Genomic DNA, 18,287 nt, shown 5'->3' with positions numbered 1-18,287 from the left:
CCGAAGGGCGCAGGCGAGTACCAGGGTTGGGCGTTGCTCCCCCCTGGCGATCTGGCTAAACCCACTACTTGTTCAGTACCTCGTCCAAGTTCAGTAATTGATTCGCGAGCATGGTCCACGCGGCCAGTTCGCTCGGGTCGAGTTTCGCATCGGCCTTCGATTCGCCGAACGCGATCAGCTTCTTCGCTTCGTCCGGCTTCGCCTTGTAGTGCGAGCGGAGGTTCGTGAGCACGTCCGTCACGATCGCGAGCTCCTCGGCCCGGAACGAGCGCGCCAGCAGGAGCTTCGCGATGAAGTCGATCCGCTTCTCGTCGCCTGTTGCGGAACCGATGGTTTTTTCCGCGAGCACGCGGGCCGCCTCCACGAACTGCACGTCGTTGAGCGTGAGCAGCGCGGCGAGCGGCGTGTTCGTGCGGTCGCGGCGCACGCTGCACGTCTCGCGATTAGGCGCGTTCAGCACCTCCATCGCGGCCGGCGGAGCGGAGCGCTTCCAGAACGTGTACATGCTCCTGCGGTACAGGTTCTCGCCCGTATCGCGCCGGTAGTCGCGGGTGTTCGAGCCGATCATCGCGACCGCTTCCCACACGCCCTCGGGTTGGTACGGCTTCACGCTCGCGCCGCCCAGCTTGCGGACGAGCAGCCCGCTCGCCGCGAGCGCCTGGTCGCGGATCATTTCGGCGTCCATGCGGAACCGCGGCCCGCGCGACATCAGCCGGTTGTCGCGGTCCTTGTCGAGTTTCTCCTGTGTCGCGATCGCGGCCTGCCGGTAGGTCGCCGAAGTCACTAGTAACTTGAAGAAGTGCTTCACGTCCCACGAGCTTTGGAACTCCAGAGCCATCCAGTCGAGCAGTTCCGGGTGACTCGGCAGCTCGCCCGCGATACCGAAGTCGCCACTCGTGCGAACCAGACCGGTGCCGTAGAGTTCTTGCCAGAAGCGGTTCACCGTGACCCGCGTCATCAGCGGGTGATCCTTCGACACGAGCCACTTCGCGAGCCCGAGCCGGTTGCGCGGCAAGTCGGTCGGCATCGGCGGCATGGCCTTCGGCGTGTCCGCCTTCACCGCGTCGCGGCGCTTGTCGTAGTCACCGCGGAACAGCACGAACGCACTCGGTTGCGCGTCCGTGCGCTCGTTCATCACGTGAGCGATCGTGCCGCGCGCCTTGATCGCCGCATCTTCGGCCCGCAGCTTCGCGCTTTCGGCTTCCAAGTCGCGCGTCGGCTTATCGAACGTCGCTAGCCACCAGTTGAACGCCACATCAGTGTCGGCCGGCGTGCGCTTGTCGGCCGCCTTCGCGAGCGCGTCGGCCGCGGCGCCGTAGCGCGCGAGTTGGTCAACTTCGTTCTTCGTCAGTTGGCGGTCGTAGAGACGGACATCTTCGATGCTCGCGCCGAGCAACCGTCCCTCTCCGGTGAACCGCTGACCGACGGTAAACGGCACCTCTGTCAGCGTCGTGGATTTCAGCGAGTTGTAGGGTACGGCCAGCGATTGCGGGCGCCCGTTCACGTAGATCGTGATCCCTTCCGGCGAAGGGGTGCCGGTGTAAACCAGCGCGACGTGGACCCACTGGTTCATCGGCACCGGCGTGTTGCTCACCACCTTCAGCGCGTTCTCCGGAAACTCGTTGATGATGTGCGCACCGATCTTGTCCCCCTCGACCCACAGATCCCAGCCGCGGTGCTTCTTCGCCGAGTTCATCCGGGCGACGATCGCCCCGTTCGCCCCGCGCGTGAGTTTCACCCACGCCGACGCGGTGAACGCTTCCTTCTGGCCGTCAAAGTTCCCCGCCTCGGGGATCGACACCGGCACACCAGCACCGGCGGGCTTCACCTGAAGGGCTTTCCCTCCACGCGGACCCGCGGCCCAAGCAAAGGCTTCGCCGAAGTTCGTGGAGCGAACCTGACCGTCCACCGCGAACCGCGTTTCGGTCCCCGCGCCGTCGGTCAGCGGGGCGTGTAGTCGCAGTCCCTTAACCGGGTTCTCACGCAGAACGTTCGCCGCGGTTGCCGTGGTCAGCCACTTGTCGAAATCCGGTCGAGCGGCAGCGCGCCGGGTCGCGATCTTCTGGGTCACCGAAGTGAGTTCTTTGACGACCGCGTCGAACCGGGCACGATCCTCGGATTTCGGCACCGAGATGATCGGCGGCGTGTTGTGGACGTTGCCGTCCATCACGTTCTGCGTGGTGTTGTTGAAGAACGCGGACAGCGCGTAGAAGTCCTTCTGCGAAACCGGGTCGTACTTGTGGTCGTGGCAGACCGCGCACCCGGTGGTGAGCCCCATCCACACTTGCGAAGTCGTTTCCGTCCGGTCGCGTGCGTACAGGACGACGTACTCTTCGGGGATCACGCCGCCTTCGTTCGTCGTGATGTTGCAGCGATTGAAGCCGGTCGCCACCCGCTGGTCAAGTGAGGGGTTCGGCAGCAAGTCGCCCGCGAGTTGATCGATCGTGAACTGGTCGAACTTCTGGTTCGCGTTGAACGCCTGGATGACCCAATCGCGATAAGCCCAGACCTCACGGAAGTTATCGAAGTGAATGCCGTGCGTGTCGGCGTAGCGGGCGTAGTCGAGCCAGTAGCGGCCGCGGTGCTCGCCCCAATGCGGCGACGCCATAAGTTTATCGACCAACTTCTCGTAGTAATTCGCGTCCTTGTCGTTCACGAACGCTTCGACGTCGGCCGGCACGGGTGGCAACCCGGTGAGGTCGAGTGCCAGTCGGCGGGCGAGTGTGCGGCGATCTGCTTCCGGGGCGGGCTTCAGCCCCGTGGCTTCGAGTCTCGCGAGCACGAACGCATCGATCGGATTCCGCACCCATTTCTTGTCTTTCACCGCGGGGATTTCGGGCCGCGCCGGGGTGATGAACGACCAGTGCGGCTGGTACTCCGCGCCGGCCGCGATCCACTTCTTGAGCAGCTCTCGCTGTTCCGGCTTCAGCACCTTATTCGACTTCGCCGGTGGCATCAGCCCCTCATCGCCGTCCGCGTGGATGCGGGCGATCAGGTCGCTCTTGTCGGGCTTACCCGGGACGATCGCCCCGCCCTCGATCGCGGCTTCGCGCAGGTCGAGTCGGAGCCCCCCTTTGCGGGCCGCGCTGTCCGGCCCGTGACACGCGAAGCAGTTCTCCGCGAGGATCGGCCGAATGTCGCGGTTGTATTCGATGCCGCTCGCGTTCGCCTTCGCCGGTTGAACGGGGGCGGCTGCGACTTTGGGCGCCGGGGATTCGGGCGGAGCCGCAGTTGCGGCCGGGCGAAACGGCGTGAACACCACCGCGCAGAGTGCAACGCACACCAGCGGTGGAATCGAGACGGAGGAACGAAGCATGGGAGCGGCCTCGCGGTCGGGTCGATTAATTCGAGAGAAAGATTACATTCGAGTGTGACCGCGTTCGTGAGATTCACGAAATCGGCGGCCGAAGGCGAGTGCGTTGGAGGGCTGCTTGTCAATCGGTATGATACACGGGCCGCTCCCGAAACGCGAGTGTTCGCTGCCCCAAATCGCCGCATTGTGTAAAATATCCGCATGTCTATTCGTGTCTCGAATCTGCGCTTGCCGGTCGAAGAACCGGAATCCGCTCTCCCGTCGCACTTGGCCCGCGCGCTCGGCGTGAGCGCGCCCGACCTCGGGCGGTGGAAGATCGTGCGCAAAGCCCTCGATCTCCGTGACAAGCGCCAACTCCGGTTCGTTTACAACTTCGAGGTCGATCTTCAGGCCGACGAGCAAGCCGTCGTCGCCCGCGCCCCGAGCGTTGCCCAGGTGGAACTCCACCAGGAGCCCGCGTTCTCGATGCCGGAATCGGGTTCCGCGCCTCTCCCGCACCGGCCGGTCGTGGTCGGGTCCGGTCCCGGCGGGTTGGTGTGTGCGTACTTCCTCGCGCACCTCGGGTACCGGCCGATCGTGCTCGAGCGCGGCACAAAAGTCAACGACCGCATTCGCGATGTGAAGGCATTCGACGAGGGCGGGACGTTCCACCCGGAGAGCAACTACCTCTTCGGCGAGGGCGGCGCGGGGACGTTCTCCGACGGCAAGTTGACGTGCCGGGGAACGGGACCGGACGTGCTCCGCGTGCTGGAACTGTTCGCGGAGTGCAAGGGCCAACAGCCCGGCAAGCCGAGCATCCTCTACTACCACCGCCCGCACCTGGGTAGCAACCGGCTCCCGGCCGTGGTGAAGGCGATCCGCCAGCGGATCGAAGACCTCGGCGGCGAGGTGCGGTTCCTGACCCGCGTCGAAGACCTGCACTTCGACGCGACTGGTCTCAAGGGTGTGAACACGTCCTCGGGCTTCATCCCGGCTTCCGTTGTTGCGCTGGCGGTCGGGCACAGCGCGCGCGACACGTACCGGATGCTGGCTCAACGCGGCGTACCGATGACTCCCAAACCGTTTCAATTCGGAGTGCGCATCGAGCACCGGCAAGATGTGGTCAACGCGGTGCAGTTCGGCCCGCGCCACGAGCGCTACGAGGAGTTGCTCGGGAACGCGGACTACTCGCTCGTCGCGAGCGGCGCGCACGACCTGTTCACGTTCTGCATGTGTGCGGGCGGGTACATCATCCCCAGCGTGTCGCAAGACGGCTATTTCGCGACCAACGGGATGAGCCTCTCGAAGCGCGACTCCGTGTTCGCGAACAGCGGCCTAGTTGTGACCGTGCCCGTCGAATCATTTGAAGGAACGGACGTGCTCGCCGGTATGCGCCTGCAAGAGAAGTACGAGGCGAAAGCGTTCGAGATCGGCGGGGGCCGCGACTATAAGGCTCCCGTTCAGCGCGCGCGGGACTTCGTTCGCGGAACGGCTCCGTCGTCCGCACCGGGGTCCAGTTACCCGCGGGGCGTGATCGGAACCGACCTGCGCGCGGTGCTCCCACCGGTCGTAGCCGAGGCCGTTGCGCACGGCCTGCCTCAAATGGACCGGCGCTGGCACGGCCGGTTCCTCGCGGACGCGGTCCTCGCCGGACCGGAATCCCGCGGGAGTTCACCGGTGCGCATCGATCGTACCAACGACACACGCGAATCGCCCGGCATCCCCGGGCTGTACCCGGTGGGAGAGGGTGCGGGCTATGCTGGGGGCATAATTTCTGCGGCAGTAGACGGGTTGCGCACAGCTCGCGCCATCGTCGCAAAATACGCGCGAATCGGGTGAGAAGATTCGCGCTATTTTTTTGAGCGCTCTTCCATTCAAGAAACAAATCCGCTCTACTACCCTCTACTGAGCGGTCGGCTTTCATATCGCTGCCATACTCCGGCCGCTCATCTCCGGAGAATCGTCATGTCTTTCGCTCAGCGTCGGCGTGGGTTTACGCTTATTGAATTGCTGGTGGTGATCGCGATTATCGCGATCCTAATCGGATTGTTGTTACCCGCTGTTCAAAAAGTGCGGGAAGCAGCGGCCCGAATGAAGTGCCAAAACAACCTGAAGCAACTCGGGCTCGCGTTCCACAATTACGCAGGAACCAACAACGACAAGTTCCCGAACTCGTACCTGTTCGTGACCAGCCCCTCGCCAAATGCTCACGCATGGGGCGTCTACCTTCTTCCGTACATTGAACAAGACAACTTGTTCAAGCAGTACAACCTGAACACCCTATTTCTCGCAGGATCGAACGCCACAGTGATCGCGACCCCGCTGAAAGCGTTTCAATGCCCATCGACCCCAACCGAGAATCGCATCTACACCTGCCCGGCCTCGCTCGCCGGAGCGGTTGGGCTGCCATCTTTCCAGGCCGCAGCCGGCGATTATCACGTCATCAGCGGTGTCATGAGCTCGCTCTGGAACGTTGTGGTAGACTCAAACTCAGGTGGTAGCCGTGATGGTGCGCTTTCTGTGAACGTGCCGACGAGCATCCTGAGCATCAGCGATGGAACCTCCAACACACTACTGCTGACAGAAATCGCTGGGAAAAATGACAAGTGGGTGAACGGTCAAAAGGTCAGTACCGGCACCGAACAGGGTGGTGGATGGGGCGACCCTTTCAGTGGAGAGAACTGGTTGAGTGGGTCAGACACGACTGGCTCGGTATCACCGGGGTCGTGCGTCATCGGCTGCACCAACAGCCAACCTGCACTGTCCACTGGGCGCGGCCTCTACAGTTTCCACACCGGCGGTGCGAACATATTGAACTGTGATGGCAGCGTGCGGTATCTGACCAGCGGTGCGTCTCCGAAGACTGTCGTCTTCCTAGTCACGCGCGCAAAGGGCGAAATCGTCCCGAACGACTAGAACCGTATCCGCCGGCCCCTCGTTCAATCCTAGTGCCCCGGGTCGGCCGTTTCCTTCTCTCCTTTTGGAACTTTCAAGGACGACCCCGTGAGCCTCTCGGCCCTCCTGCGGTGCGGCACTATCGCAATCCTGTTCGTTCTCGCGCTCTCGGCACTCTCGTGCAGCGGCCCGAAGCGAAAGCAGACGTACCCGGCCGAGGGCACGCTCCTAATCAACGGCCACCCCGCCGGGGGCGTGACGGTCTTTTTGTACTCTACGGACCCCAGCGAAACTGAGCCGACGCGACCGTTCGCGACGACGAACCCCGACGGCACGTTCGTGCTCACGACGAGCGCGGCGAACGACGGCGCCCCGGCCGGGGAGTACATCGTGACGCTCCTTTACGAACCGCTCGACTCCCCCCTCGCCCGCGCAAAGGGCAAGCCACCGACCTTCGATAAGAAATACGGCGATCCCAAAACCTCGCCGCTCCGCGCCACGATCGAGGCCAAGCCCGGCAACGTTCTCCAGCCGATTAAACTTCCGTGAACCGCGCCCGTCGATCGCGCGAAGCTTCCGTGAACAAGCGCAGTGCCCTCTTGCGGTCCACCACACCGGTCACATATCCTAGCCGCGCCCGGTGTACCGCTCGTAGCCCCGCTTGACTCGGAGCCGCTGCCAATGAAACAGTTCTTCCTCGGACTCGTCACCTGCGCCGCGATCGGCGGGGTGATCGCGCTGTCGCGGTCCGGAGCCGCCCCGGACCGGGAGCGCGACGGCGACCCCAACGTGCTGAAAATCGAAGCCGGGGAAAAGAACCCCTGGACCTCGCTGAAGCTGAACAACGACCCGAACCAGTTCACGTTCGCGGTGGTCTCGGACCGCACCGGCGGGCACCGCGACAAGGTGTTCTCGCGCGCCGTGCAACAGGTCAACTGGCTCCAACCGCAGTTCGTCATGTCGGTCGGCGACCTCATTGAGGGGTACACGACCAAGGAAGAGACGATCAAGAGCGAGTGGGACGAGTTCGACGGGTACGTGAAGCGGTTCGAGATGCCGTTCTTCTACGTCCCCGGGAACCACGACCTCACCAACAAGACCCAGGTCGCCAAGTGGGGCGAGCGGTACGGCAAGCGCTACTACCACTTCACGTACCGCGGCGCGCTGTTCCTCTGCCTGTGCTCGGAGAACCCGCCGGACATGGGAACCATCGACCGCGAGCAACAGGAGTGGGTCGCGAAGACCCTGGAGGCGAACAAGGACGTGAAGTGGACGTTCGTGTTCATGCACAAGCCCCTGTGGATCGCGAAGGATCTGGAGAAAAACGGGTGGGGCGCGGTCGAAAAGGCGCTCGCGGGCCGGAAGCACAACGTGTTCGTCGGGCACGTCCACCGCTACCAGGTCTTCGAGCGCAACGACACCCAATACTACCAGCTCGCGACCACCGGCGGCGGCAGCCGGATGCGCGGCCCGCAGTACGGCGAGTTCGACCAGGTGATGCTGGTCACCATGAAGAAAGACGCCCCGGTGCTGGTGAACGTGGACCTCGGCGGCGTCCTGCCGACGGACCTGAAACTGCCCGACAGCGACGAGAAGGCCCGCCCGTCGAAGAAGAAGGACACGTTCCCGGTAACCGGGAAGCTGAAGTTCGACGGCAAACCGCTCGCGGGCGCGACGCTCACGTTCCACACGTACAACAAGGAAACCGAGAAGTTCACCCAGGTCTGCGACGGGTTGACCGACGAGACGGGCAAGTTCACGGTCACGACGTACACGAAGTTCGACGGCGCCCCCGCGGGCGAGTTCGTGGTCACCGTGGTGAAGACCGCGAAGGGCGGGTACTACGACGGCGAGATCCCGGAAAAGAGCCAGCTCCCCGAACAGTACGCGACCCCGGGCAAGTCGCCGCTCAAGGTCACGATCAAGGAAGGGACCAACGACCTGAACCTCGAATTGGAAGGCACATAACGCACCGTTGTGTGCTACCGCGAACCGGAGCCGCGGCTCCGGTAGTGGCTCTACTGCAGGGTCAGCGCACTATGAACCGATGACGTTAACGGCACTTACGTCTATACCGGGGTTGTTATGGAGGAGCCCCGATGAGCATTGCGCTGCTGGCGGTGTTTGCGGATGTGCCGGCCCCCTACGTCGCGAAACGAAGAACAAGTTGCATGAGTTGGTGGACATCCTGATGCTGGCCACGTGTGCGGCGTTTGCGAGGGCCGATGGTTGGGACCAAGTGGCGGCATTCGGTCGCGCCAAGCAAACGTTCTCCGCCCCGTACCTGCGGTTACCCAACGGGGTTCCGAGCCCGGACACGTTCGAGCGCGTATTCGCCAAACTGGACCCGAACGCATTCGCGGACCGGTTCGGGCGCTGGATGGCGGCCGCATGCGAGAGCACCGGCCGGGTCCACGTGGCGATCGGCGGCAAGCGCGCGCCGTTCCACCGCGGACACGTTCACCGGGTGCTCGCACTGGTCGAGGCGTGGGCCGTGGAGAACCGATTGATCCTGGGGCGGCGGGCGGTGCGGGCGGGCACGAGATCACCACGGCCCCAGATCTGTTGGGCGCCCTGGACCTGAAGGGCGCGGTGGTGACCGCGGATGCGGCCTTTTGCCAGAAGGCGTTGGTATCCCAGATCCGGGGCCAGGGCGGGCATTACGTGGTGTGCGCGAAGGGGAACCAGAAGGGGTTGTGTGATGCCGTGGCGGACGTGTTCGCGCGGGCCGGGGAGCATGCGTTCGCCGGGTGTGACATGGGGTCCGCCGTCGAGGACGGGCACGGACGGAGCGAGGAGCGGTACGTGACGGTGGTTGCGGACCCGGAAGGGCTACCGGGCGGGTGGGCCGATGTTGGTGCCGTGGCCCTGGTGTGCCGGGAGCGGGCGGTGAACGGGAAGCCGAACGAGGGTACGGCCCATTACTACCTCACCAGTTTGCGGGTCCTGGAGACTCTTCATTATGGTTCAAGAACGCAATTCAGAGCAACTTGACCGTGACACGTTCTGACACCTCCCGTGGCTTCCGGCCGGCGTAGAGTGCCTCTATATCTCGGTGAAGTACCTTTTGAGGGGCTCCGTCGGGATTGTTCCAGGGACCAAAGTAGTGCATCTTCCCACGGATCTTCTTCGCCCGACGCTTCGTTGCGCGGGGAAACGAGGGAAAATCCTCATACAGTTTCTTCGGCTTGCCAGCGAACCCTTGCGCGGTAGAATCGCTCTCAGACATAGCTGCCGTTACTCGAAACGGTTGTTGTGGATACGACTGCAGACGTCACCACCGTCTTCGGTCTGGCGGGACGATACCGGGTGTCAGCTCTGGTATCAAATGCCGCAGAATGGATAGTCAGAAAAACAGCTGATACGCTTGAATTTCAAGCGTTTTGGAGAGGTGGCTGAGTGGTCGAAAGCACCGCTTTGCTAAAGCGGCGTGGGGGTAAAACCCCACCGCGGGTTCGAATCCCGCCCTCTCCGCTCCAGACGTAATCGGGAACCCTCGATTGCCCTCAACCCCTTGGTTTCCCAAGGGGTTGTGTATTTCTGGCCCATCCGCGCCGGCGATGCTCTCTTCCTCAATGATCTCCATGTTTCCTCCCCGACTACCACCTTCTGCTGCTCCCGGTGCTGCTCCCTGTTGTTCCTGGGCTGGCTCGGCAAAGTTATGCCCCGGTCCGCATACTGTGCTGCCGTCGAGCCCCGATACGGTCGGCTTCGGGAGTTTGTTGACCACAGAACCCAGATCGCTGAGCCGGGTGCGAGCATACCGCGAAGTCGTCAACCGCGGGTCACTGTGACGCGCGAGCGTCATCGCTTGTTTCAGGTCCGCACCAGTGCGAAGAACGTCCGAAATGTAACAGTTTCGCAAGGCGTGAAAATCCCTCACCTCGTCACCTTCCGGGCCATTGATCTGCACGGGAATGCCGGCGGCATCAAGGTCGAGTTTCAGCATGTCGGCGGAGCGGTCCACCCAAGTACCCGGCCAAAGCGGTTCTTTCCTCTTCTTCCCCTTGAGGAAGATCCGTAATTCGTCGGCCAATTCAACGGAGAGGGGCTGTACCGCGCCCTTGCGGTTCTTCGTAAATTCGGCGGGCAGGATCGCGGCCGGTGGGCTCGAGTCGAGATCGAAGTAGTCGGGAACCAGAGCGGCCAGTTCTGCGGCGCGGAAGCCCGTGCCAAGGGCAACACGGTAGAGTGTTCGCCGATCGCTTCCGGTGAGCCCGCGAAATGTTACGGTACTTGCCGCGGTCGTGTCGAGTAACGCCCCGATTTCCACGACCGTGAACTCCCCACGCCGGCGGCACGGGTTGAGTTTCGCGTTACCGGGCTTCAAGCGAGTGAACGGGTCGCGGTCGAATCGCTCATTAGCGACCATCCAACGAATGAACTGGCGGACCGCCTGCAGCCAGTCGTTCGAGGTCTGTACACTCCGTTGGTGTTTCTCCCGCAAGTCGAGGAGAAACGTTTCCAGCCCGTCCGCCGCCATATCGCCGGAGAGCACCCATGCACATCCGTCAAATGCGTTGCGCACCCGGGTCAGCTTTAGAGTGATGTACTCCTCGCTGCGCCCACTCGCCCCGAGAGATTTTTCCCAGTCGTTGAGGTGTTCGGTGAGGGGCCGCTTGCGGTGGTCGGCGAAGCGATCTACGACCCCGGCCTTTTCGTTCTCGATCTTCTTCAACAAGTCGGCGAGCATGACGGCGGAGGCGTCACGGTTGGGGCTGAACCGCACGCGCTTGCGCCGGCCGTCCGCGAACCGCACGTCCGCGGCCCACTTCGCGGCGGGCTTGAGGTACTGTTTCCCGCTCTCCGACACCGGGTAGAGCACGGACTTGCCGCGCTCCTTCAAGCGCACGTGCGGCTTGCCGTCCTTCTCGACGATCTCGGGGTTCGCGGGGAGCGGGTACGGGCGGGTGGGCTTGAACAGCGAGGCCATGTAGCGGGTACCTTTCTGAGAACGGGCGGCGCGGCGGGTGCGGTTCTCAGGTCGCACTCCACCGACGCCGACCAAAGGCGGTTGCAGTATACCCGACGCGCGCCGAGCGCGCCAGGGCGGTAGCGGTTCGCGGGTCCTTCCGCGGGGTGGCGCGACGGGCGCCCCACGGGGAACACTCGGGCTCGGGGACACAGTTTGTTTCGCGCGCCGCGCGGACCGTTACTGTGTCTCTAACCCCGCGTGCTCCCGGTACAGCGTCACCCGAGCCGGCGCCGGGAAGAACCTATCGACGCGGTCGGGGCGAACAGTTCGGGCGCGTCGATGCGGGCCGCCGGGCCGATCCGGTCCCAGCGCGCATCGCCCGCGACGCACAGGAGCGTGATCCCGTCCGGGATCGGTTGACCCGGGTTCAACTCGACCACGCGCCCCGTGTCGCCCGCGCACCCGTACCACGCGCGCCCGGCGAGTTGGGCGCGAACGCCCGTGTGGAGCAGACGCAACAGCGGTTCGAGTGCGTCTGGTGGGTCGAGCCCGAGCGCCAGGTCAGGTCCGTCGAGTGCTGGCGTACACGGCCCGAGCGATTCGAGCAGGGCGCGGGCCGTGCGCGCGGTTGTCGTGGTGCTCATGATTCAGCGCGCCTCGTGTGGGGTGTCGTTGTTCCGGTAGCGCCGCCCGGAGGGTGGGCGGGAAACATCGTCCCCCGCGTCCCCGGCGTCCCCGTGGGCGCGCGAAGTGCCGTAATCCTGTGCGTTCTCGCGGGGACGGTCCACGGGGACGGTGTCGGGCGATGGCGGGTCGTACCGTCCCCCGGGATCGTCCCCGCGAGAACGCTGCGAATCGCGGGCGCCCGCGCGTGCCGGGTCGATGGGGGACGCGGGGGACGGTGTTTCCCGCCCGCTTTCGGGAGCCCGGGTGACGTGGACGAACCGGGACCGCTTCCCGCCCGACGCGCCCCCGCTCGCGCGCCCGTCCTCGACACACAGCCCGTGGACCTTCCGCAGGTTCGGGGCGAGCCGGCGCAGCTTGTTGGTCATCACGTTCGGTTTCTTAGGCCAGTCCTTCGGGACCGGCACCGGCGCGAACCGGGACAGGTCCGCAAACAACTCGGCCGGGGTTCCCTCCCAACTCGTGCGCCCGTCCATAAGGGCCACGAGCGCGCCCGGCAGGGGCGAGGCGTCGAGCGCCTGCTCGTGTGCCCCGGCCTGGTTGTCCGCGTAGGCCCCGAGGAACCGGTCCGGCTCCCCGGTCCCGCGCTCGCACGCGACCGCGAATAAGGCGAAGTCGGCCATGCGCGGCAACCGGTCCAGCTTCACCCGCGGTAGTTCCCGCAGCCCCGCGGACACCCGGTCCAACAGCGCGCCGAGGAGCTTCGGGTGCGCGGCCTCGAACGCGGCCCAGAACTCCGATTCCGGGCGCCGCTTGTCCTCGGGGATCGGCGGGTGCCGGAGCAGCACGGACCGCTCCAACAGGTCCGCACGGGTGATGAAGTCCTCGATCCCGTTGACCACGAGCGGGCGCTTGGCGTCGAAGATGGTCTCGTCGTCGTTCGTGTACAGCTCCCGGGTCGAGAACCCGCCCCCGGTCGCGAGCCGGCACAGGGCGTCGCTGAGCCACCCGGGGAGCCCGGACAGGTTGTCGAACCCGAGCACCCAGGCGTTGCGCGCGTGGATCATCAGGTCCCGCGCCTCCTTGGGCTCGGACCGGACCGGGGCCGCGCTCGGGTCGATCAGGCGCTTGACCACGCGCCCGGTGGTGGTCTTGGCGCTCCCCTGCTCCCCGAGGAGCACCAGGGCCGGGAACGGGCCGTCGGGCCGGAAGCACCCGGTGAGCCACGCGAGCACCAGCGCGAACCCGCTCGCGTCCGGGACGTTGAGGAATTCACGCAACCGGTCCAGTGCGCCCCCGGGTTCGGGGTCGGGTAGAGGGAGCATCCCGGCCGGCTTGCGGAACCGGACCGGCGGGTCCGGGCACGCGCGCCACCCGTCCCCGTCGATCTCGATGACCGTCCCGGTGTCGTTGGCGAGGTGCAGGTACGCGCGGCCCGCGTGCCCCGCGAGGCGCACGTGGGCGGCGCGCTCGGGGCCGTCGAACAGGGCCGCGGCCTCGATCCCGGCCAGGGCCGCGGACAGGGCCTCGGCGTTGGGCACCTTGCCCGTGCGTGCCCGGTACGTGTGGACCAGCAGGTGCCGGAACCCCTTGGACCGGACCGCGTGGGAGTGCGGCCCGGCGCTCGCGAACGCGCTGCGGGTCGGGTCGTGCCACAACTCGAGCTCCAACCCGATCGCGGTCAGCACGTCGGCCGCGCTCGGGGGCTTGGTACCCTCGTCCTTCGTGGCGGTGGCGTCCGTGGTCGCGCGGGCACCTTCGATGAGGGCGCGGAGGGCGTCGGGGCCGTGGGCCACGAGGAAGTCGTCGAGTCCGACCTTGGCCCCGTGCGGGGCGCCCGGGAGCCGGGCGCCCCGCACGATGGCACCGACCGCGGTCAGGGCTTCGGCGAGGTGCCGCTCGGCCCGGGCCACGTCCGGGTTGGTCGCCCGGTCCGAGTCGAACGCGATCGTGACCGCGCGCCCGCGCCACGCGACCGCAGCGAGATCGGGGATCAGTTCCCGTGCCCCGGTCTTCTTCCCGTCCGGCCCGACCGTGCGCTTCCGGCACCACCCGTACACCCCGGCCAGCCCGACGCACGGGAACCCGTCCTGGTCCGCCTTGATCGCCTTCTTCATCCCTTCCGTCACCAGGAGCGGGGCCAAAGAATCGGTGAGCGCGGCGCGCGTGCTCGGTGGGAAATACGCCCGGAGCGGTTTCCCGAGCGGGGACTCGTACTTGATCGCCTTGCCGTTCTTCTGGCGCGGGTGGTCCGGCTTGACCATCACGTGCCCGACCGGTGCTCCGCTCGGGTCGAGGAACGGGAAGCACAGGCACGGGCCGAGCGCGGGCGCCGGGTGCTTCCACCCGAGGAGCGCGGCGACGGCCCCCGGGTCCGGTTCCGAGTACACCCCCGCGGCCCGGACCTGCGCGTCCGACAGCCCCGACGCGCGCAGGTCGTCGAGGTGTTGGGGGAGCAGCGCCGGGCACCCGGTCTCCCCAATGTCCCGATCGTTGGGTACACTATCCATAGTCGGTTCCTATCCAACGGGCCGGGGCGTCTTGGCGGGCACCCGGCCCGTTGTTGCTTCGTTGGGGTGAACGGTTCGGGTCAGGAGGCCCGGCGGGCGCGCAGGATCGTGGCCCAGACAGGCTCCCACTCGGCGCGCGGCGGGCATCCGTGGTCGATCCACCGCGCGAGCGCGCGCCGGGACCACCCGACGGACCCGCCCAGGCGGATCGGGGCCGGGGTCAAGCCGGCCGCGCTCAAGCGGTCCCAGGTCGAGGCCCCGACCCCACAGAACCGGGCCGCGGCGACGCGCCGGAGCAGGCCGGGGGGCCGGGGCTTCCGGCGCGCGGGTGTTGCGGGCGGTACGGTGTGCGGGCTCATCCGGTCCTCGTGGTTCGGTGTTGATTCGGCGGCCACGATTATTTCCCCCCCGCGATCCGCATCTCGTTCCAGCGGTCCCGGGGCGGGCACCCGGCCGCGACCCACGCCACGATTTCGGCCCGGCGCCAGCGCCGGGAGCCGCCCACGTACACCTGGGCCGGGAGGCGCCCGGCCGCCTGGTCGCGCTCGAGCGAGGCCACCGAGCGGCGCAACAGCACCGCCAGTTGGCCGATGTCGATCAACAGCCCCTCCGCGCCCGGCGTCGACGCTTCGGTTCCCGGGTCGGTCGCGTGCGTCATGGCTCAAAATTCCTCAAATGGAACCCGGTCCCGCGGCGGTACCCGGCATCCCGAGCGGTGGCGCGTGCCACCGGGTGGGGCCGCGTGCGGGCCGGTGCGTATTACCGGTGATCAATCACGCACGGCGCAAAAAAAGCCGCCCGGGGCCGCGGGCGGGGGCGAAAAAGCCGGGGGAAAGTGCGAAATCAGCCGGCGGAGAAATGGGGAAAATGCGGCGGGACGCGGACCGGCCGTCGGTAATTGATTACCGATCGAACGGTGGCACGAGTGACGCGGCCTCGAACCGGGCGGTCCACTGGTGCCGCTTCCGATCGAACGTGAGCGGCGGGCCGTCGAACCGGAAGAATCGGGCCAGGGCGTCCCCGAGGGCACTCAGGCTCTCGTCCCCGGCCGGCCGCGGTAACCGCCCGCGGCCGCGCACAAGTTCTAACAGTGCTTCGCCGGCCGGTTCCACGGTATCGCCGGGACCAGTGAGCCCGAGATCCGCGAGGGTGTAGTGGATCTGGTGGTCGCGCGCGCCGGTCGTGCCTTCCCACCGGCCGGGATCGCCGTCTTCTTCGCCCCGGACGTACTCGGCCCCGCGCGCCTCAACTGCCACCGCGATCGCGAGGATTCCGGGTTCCACTTCCGTTACGGTGACGTCGTCCCAGGTCGCGCCGGGCGGGGCGGGGAACGTGGCCGCCCCGGCGCTGCGGATCGCGAACCGGGCGCGGTACGGGCGCCCGCGGGGCGTCCGGTGAAACGGGTCGCCGTCGAGCCCCACGAGCGCCCGCAGGCGCTCGCGCAGAGTGCTCACCTTCTGTTTGAGGTCGTTGCCCTTGGTGGTGATTTGGTCCCCGGTCCCCAGCGCCCCGCCGAGCCGCGCGAGCACCCGGAGCACGGCCCACACGTCATCGGGCACGTCACGCTTGCGCCCGTCCTCGAACCCGGCTTCGGCGAACCCGAACCGCTCGACGGTGGCGCCGGCCCGGACCCGGACGTCGTGCTCCCCGACGAGCAGTTCGACCCGGTCCCAGGTGGTGCCGGGCGGCGCGACGAACGTGCGCGCCGGCCCCTTCGATTTGGACCGTTCGCCGGGCGGAAGGGCCGCTGTGAACGTATCCCGATCGAGTGCGAACGGGTCCGTTCCGGGGGCGAGTAGATCGCACAGGGCCAGCACCGTGGGTTTGGGATCGGGTGCCCACAGCGAAGAAGCGGGAACGGCTGATGGGACGAATACAAGAGCGTTTGGGGACCGCAGCTCCGGCACGGACTCGATGACCGCCGCGGCGTCGGGGCGGGTGAGCCCAACGGCCAGGAACCCGGTCCAAGACCGCCCACTCGCGCGCACCGTTCCGAGCTTCCACACCCGGCCCGGAACCCGCTCGACGACCTCACCCGACGCACGGAGCGCTCCCGTGACGAGCCGCGCCAGGGTCCGGAGCCGAACGACCCACCGGCGCAGGTCGGCCGGGTCGAGCCAGACCACACCGAACTCCGGGCACGAAATGCACGCGCGCGGAGGAAGTTGGGGCTCCCGCACCCAGCGCACGGGCTCGACGTGATCGCCGGCGCACGCGTCGCAAGCCGCGGCCCCGGCCGGTCCGACTTCGGCGAGCAACCCGCGCGCGACCAGCTCATCGAATGTGCCCGCGGGCCACCACGCCACCGCCCGCGCGTCGAGGGTCGGGTCAGGCCACTCGGCCCGGGCGAGCATCGCCGTCGTCGGACTCGTCGTCACGGCCGTCCCCCAGAATACCCCATTGCCGCAGGCACCGCTCCCCGATCGCACGCTGGTCGTCGGGCATGCTCTTCAGGTTGCACGCGTCCGGGGCCGACACGTCGAACGTCAGGGACCGCTCGCGCTCCGCACCGGCCGGAACGTACCGGACCGTGAACGTCACCTGGCTCACCCGCAACTCGTCGCGCGGGAACCGGTCGATCGGGAAGTGCAGGTCGAGCATGTCGTACACGTCCCCCGCGCGGCTCGGGTCGGCCTCGAGTACCACGCGCCGCTCCGGGGTCCACATGGAGCCGACGCGCAGGCGCCGGATCGTGACCCCGTTGATCCCGTTGGCCGGGTCCGGTGCCACCGGAAACGTGCGGTCGATAAGCCCGTTGAGCTGGTACGAGCGGCGCCCGGGTGCGGCGAGCGGCGGGTCGCGGTGGAGCACGTGCTCGCAGAACAGGTCGCGCACCGTGTGGCGCCAGCGCCGGTCCCCGTGCGTGTACTGGTCCAGCGTCCCCTCGGCCCGGTCGTACACGTACACGACCTCGAAGGCGGGGCGCAGAGGGTACCGGACCAAGTGCCCGCGCTCGTTGTGCCCGATGTGGGTCTGGGTGTAGTCGTCCAGGTACAGGAACAGGTACAGCGACCCGTGGCGCTCGTACCGGTCCAGGGAGCACTGGTGCCCGCGCCCCTGCTCCCGGTACAGGCGCGCGACCGCAAGCCGGAGCTGCTGGACCGCCTGGGGGGACGCATCATACGGGTGCCCGCCGAACCCGGTGGTCAGGTTCCAGTACCGCCCGAGTGGGGACGCGGCCGCGAGCAGTTGGCGCGCGGTGTGGAACGCGGGTCCGTGGTTCAGGAGCACCCACAGGGCGCGGGCGTGGTGCCCGGGGAGTTGGGCCACGTCCTCGGTGACGTCCCGGCCCCGGTACCGGACCTCGGCGATGAGCGCGCGGACGCCCGCGTCGGACGCCATGTCGTGGACGTGGCGCAGCATCTCTTCGACGCGCTCTCGCGCTCCCGGCGCGAGGTCCAGCCACGCCTGGCACAGGGCGCGCGTGTCGCCCTCGACCAGGCACGCCCAATCGGTCCCGGTGGCGATGTCACTCTGGGTGAGGAACGTGCGGATCAGGTCGAGCGGGAGGTGCCGCAGAACGGCCTTCGGAGCGTACTGGCGCGCCATGTCGTCTCGTCCCGAGAACCGGATTTAATCGACTTGCGTCCATGTTAGTGTACTTATTTCAATTATCCAAGCGCATTCGCGGTATTTTCCCCTCAATTCCTCTCACCGGACTTTCAGCTTCGAACCTCCATATGCTTCATGTCGTCACGCAACGAGTGCTGCACCACCTTTGCTGCATTTCGGGTCGAATGATGATTTATCGGTACCACATGGTTAGCGCTTCGACTCTGGCGCCCAATGGTGTTGGTCGTTGCCGTCATGTTTGTGACCGGTGTACTGCGCGCGGTGACCGCTTGGCTCGCCGGATGATTATTGTGACACTTGAAATTCAAGTTGTCGACAGATTTAATGTGCTTATGGCGACCGGAGCCGCACATCGGCTCGGCACTCGTGACCTTACTGTATCCGTCTAACGAGATACGTTCCCAGCGCGCAGCTTCCTCGACTCGCTCTTCTAGTCCCATGAACGTCAACTTGTAATCTGAGCCGCCCAGCAAGTTCA

At 66.4% G+C, this 18,287-nt stretch carries 12 protein-coding genes, 1 tRNA gene and 1 pseudogene; 7 read left to right on the top strand and 7 right to left on the bottom strand.

The features are described from left to right. Window positions 1-64 precede the first annotated feature (64 nt). Window positions 65-3,316, bottom strand: coding sequence for a DUF1553 domain-containing protein (locus J8F10_RS03955; protein ID WP_210652571.1), 3,252 nt, complete (start codon window positions 3,314-3,316; stop codon window positions 65-67). A 198-nt stretch (window positions 3,317-3,514) separates the two neighbouring features. On the opposite strand from J8F10_RS03955, the gene J8F10_RS03950 reads away from it, so the two are divergent. The 7 genes and pseudogenes from J8F10_RS03950 (at window position 3,515) to J8F10_RS38385 (ending at window position 11,007) form a co-directional block, all read left to right on the top strand. Beyond that, window positions 3,515-5,131, top strand: coding sequence for an NAD(P)/FAD-dependent oxidoreductase (locus J8F10_RS03950; protein ID WP_210652570.1), 1,617 nt, complete (start codon window positions 3,515-3,517; stop codon window positions 5,129-5,131). 126 nt (window positions 5,132-5,257) lie between these two features. Continuing rightward, entirely contained in the window at window positions 5,258-6,208 is a 951-nt protein-coding gene (locus tag J8F10_RS03945; RefSeq protein ID WP_210652569.1) for a DUF1559 domain-containing protein, read from the top strand. A gap of 87 nt (window positions 6,209-6,295) precedes the next feature. After that, a complete protein-coding gene (locus J8F10_RS03940; protein WP_210652568.1) occupies window positions 6,296-6,736 on the top strand; it encodes a hypothetical protein in 441 nt (146 codons plus the stop codon). Between the two features lie 132 nt (window positions 6,737-6,868). Next, window positions 6,869-8,155: a metallophosphoesterase gene (locus J8F10_RS03935; RefSeq protein WP_210652567.1), complete on the top strand. Its 1,287-nt coding sequence runs from the start codon at window positions 6,869-6,871 to the stop codon at window positions 8,153-8,155. A gap of 79 nt (window positions 8,156-8,234) precedes the next feature. Further along, window positions 8,235-9,181, top strand: a pseudogene (locus tag J8F10_RS38390) (ISAs1 family transposase). 391 nt (window positions 9,182-9,572) lie between these two features. Beyond that, window positions 9,573-9,661, top strand: a tRNA-Ser gene (locus J8F10_RS03920). Window positions 9,662-10,794: 1,133 nt separating this feature from the next. After that, window positions 10,795-11,007, top strand: coding sequence for a hypothetical protein (locus tag J8F10_RS38385; RefSeq protein WP_246522865.1), 213 nt, complete (start codon window positions 10,795-10,797; stop codon window positions 11,005-11,007). Between the two features lie 370 nt (window positions 11,008-11,377). Here the strand turns inward: J8F10_RS38385 and J8F10_RS03910 are convergent, their stop codons facing one another. The 6 genes from J8F10_RS03910 to J8F10_RS03885 all read right to left on the bottom strand — a co-directional run bounded on the left by J8F10_RS03910 (window position 11,378) and on the right by J8F10_RS03885 (window position 17,785). Further along, the gene (locus J8F10_RS03910; protein ID WP_210652564.1) at window positions 11,378-11,746 is read right to left on the bottom strand and encodes a hypothetical protein; all 369 of its coding nucleotides are present in this window, start codon (window positions 11,744-11,746) and stop codon (window positions 11,378-11,380) included. A 3-nt stretch (window positions 11,747-11,749) separates the two neighbouring features. After that, a complete protein-coding gene (locus J8F10_RS03905; RefSeq protein WP_210652563.1) occupies window positions 11,750-14,236 on the bottom strand; it encodes a DUF3854 domain-containing protein in 2,487 nt (828 codons plus the stop codon). A gap of 80 nt (window positions 14,237-14,316) precedes the next feature. After that, window positions 14,317-14,631 (bottom strand): helix-turn-helix transcriptional regulator, encoded by a 315-nt coding sequence (locus J8F10_RS03900; RefSeq protein WP_210652562.1) that lies wholly within the window; start codon window positions 14,629-14,631, stop codon window positions 14,317-14,319. Window positions 14,632-14,633: 2 nt separating this feature from the next. After that, entirely contained in the window at window positions 14,634-14,894 is a 261-nt protein-coding gene (locus J8F10_RS03895; RefSeq protein WP_210652561.1) for a helix-turn-helix transcriptional regulator, read from the bottom strand. Window positions 14,895-15,138: 244 nt separating this feature from the next. Further along, complete coding sequence (locus tag J8F10_RS03890) at window positions 15,139-16,614, bottom strand: hypothetical protein (protein ID WP_210652560.1); 1,476 nt, start codon at window positions 16,612-16,614, stop codon at window positions 15,139-15,141. Beyond that, entirely contained in the window at window positions 16,565-17,785 is a 1,221-nt protein-coding gene (locus J8F10_RS03885) for a hypothetical protein (RefSeq protein WP_210652559.1), read from the bottom strand. Before J8F10_RS03885 ends, J8F10_RS03890 begins: the two co-directional genes overlap by 50 nt. Window positions 17,786-18,287: the final 502 nt, after the last annotated feature.

It is taken from the genome of Gemmata palustris (genome assembly GCF_017939745.1).
GTDB classification, from domain to species: Bacteria; Planctomycetota; Planctomycetia; order Gemmatales; family Gemmataceae; genus Gemmata; species Gemmata palustris.
The sequence above is the reverse complement of the archived record's forward strand: the minus strand, read 5'-3'. Positions and strand labels throughout refer to the sequence as shown.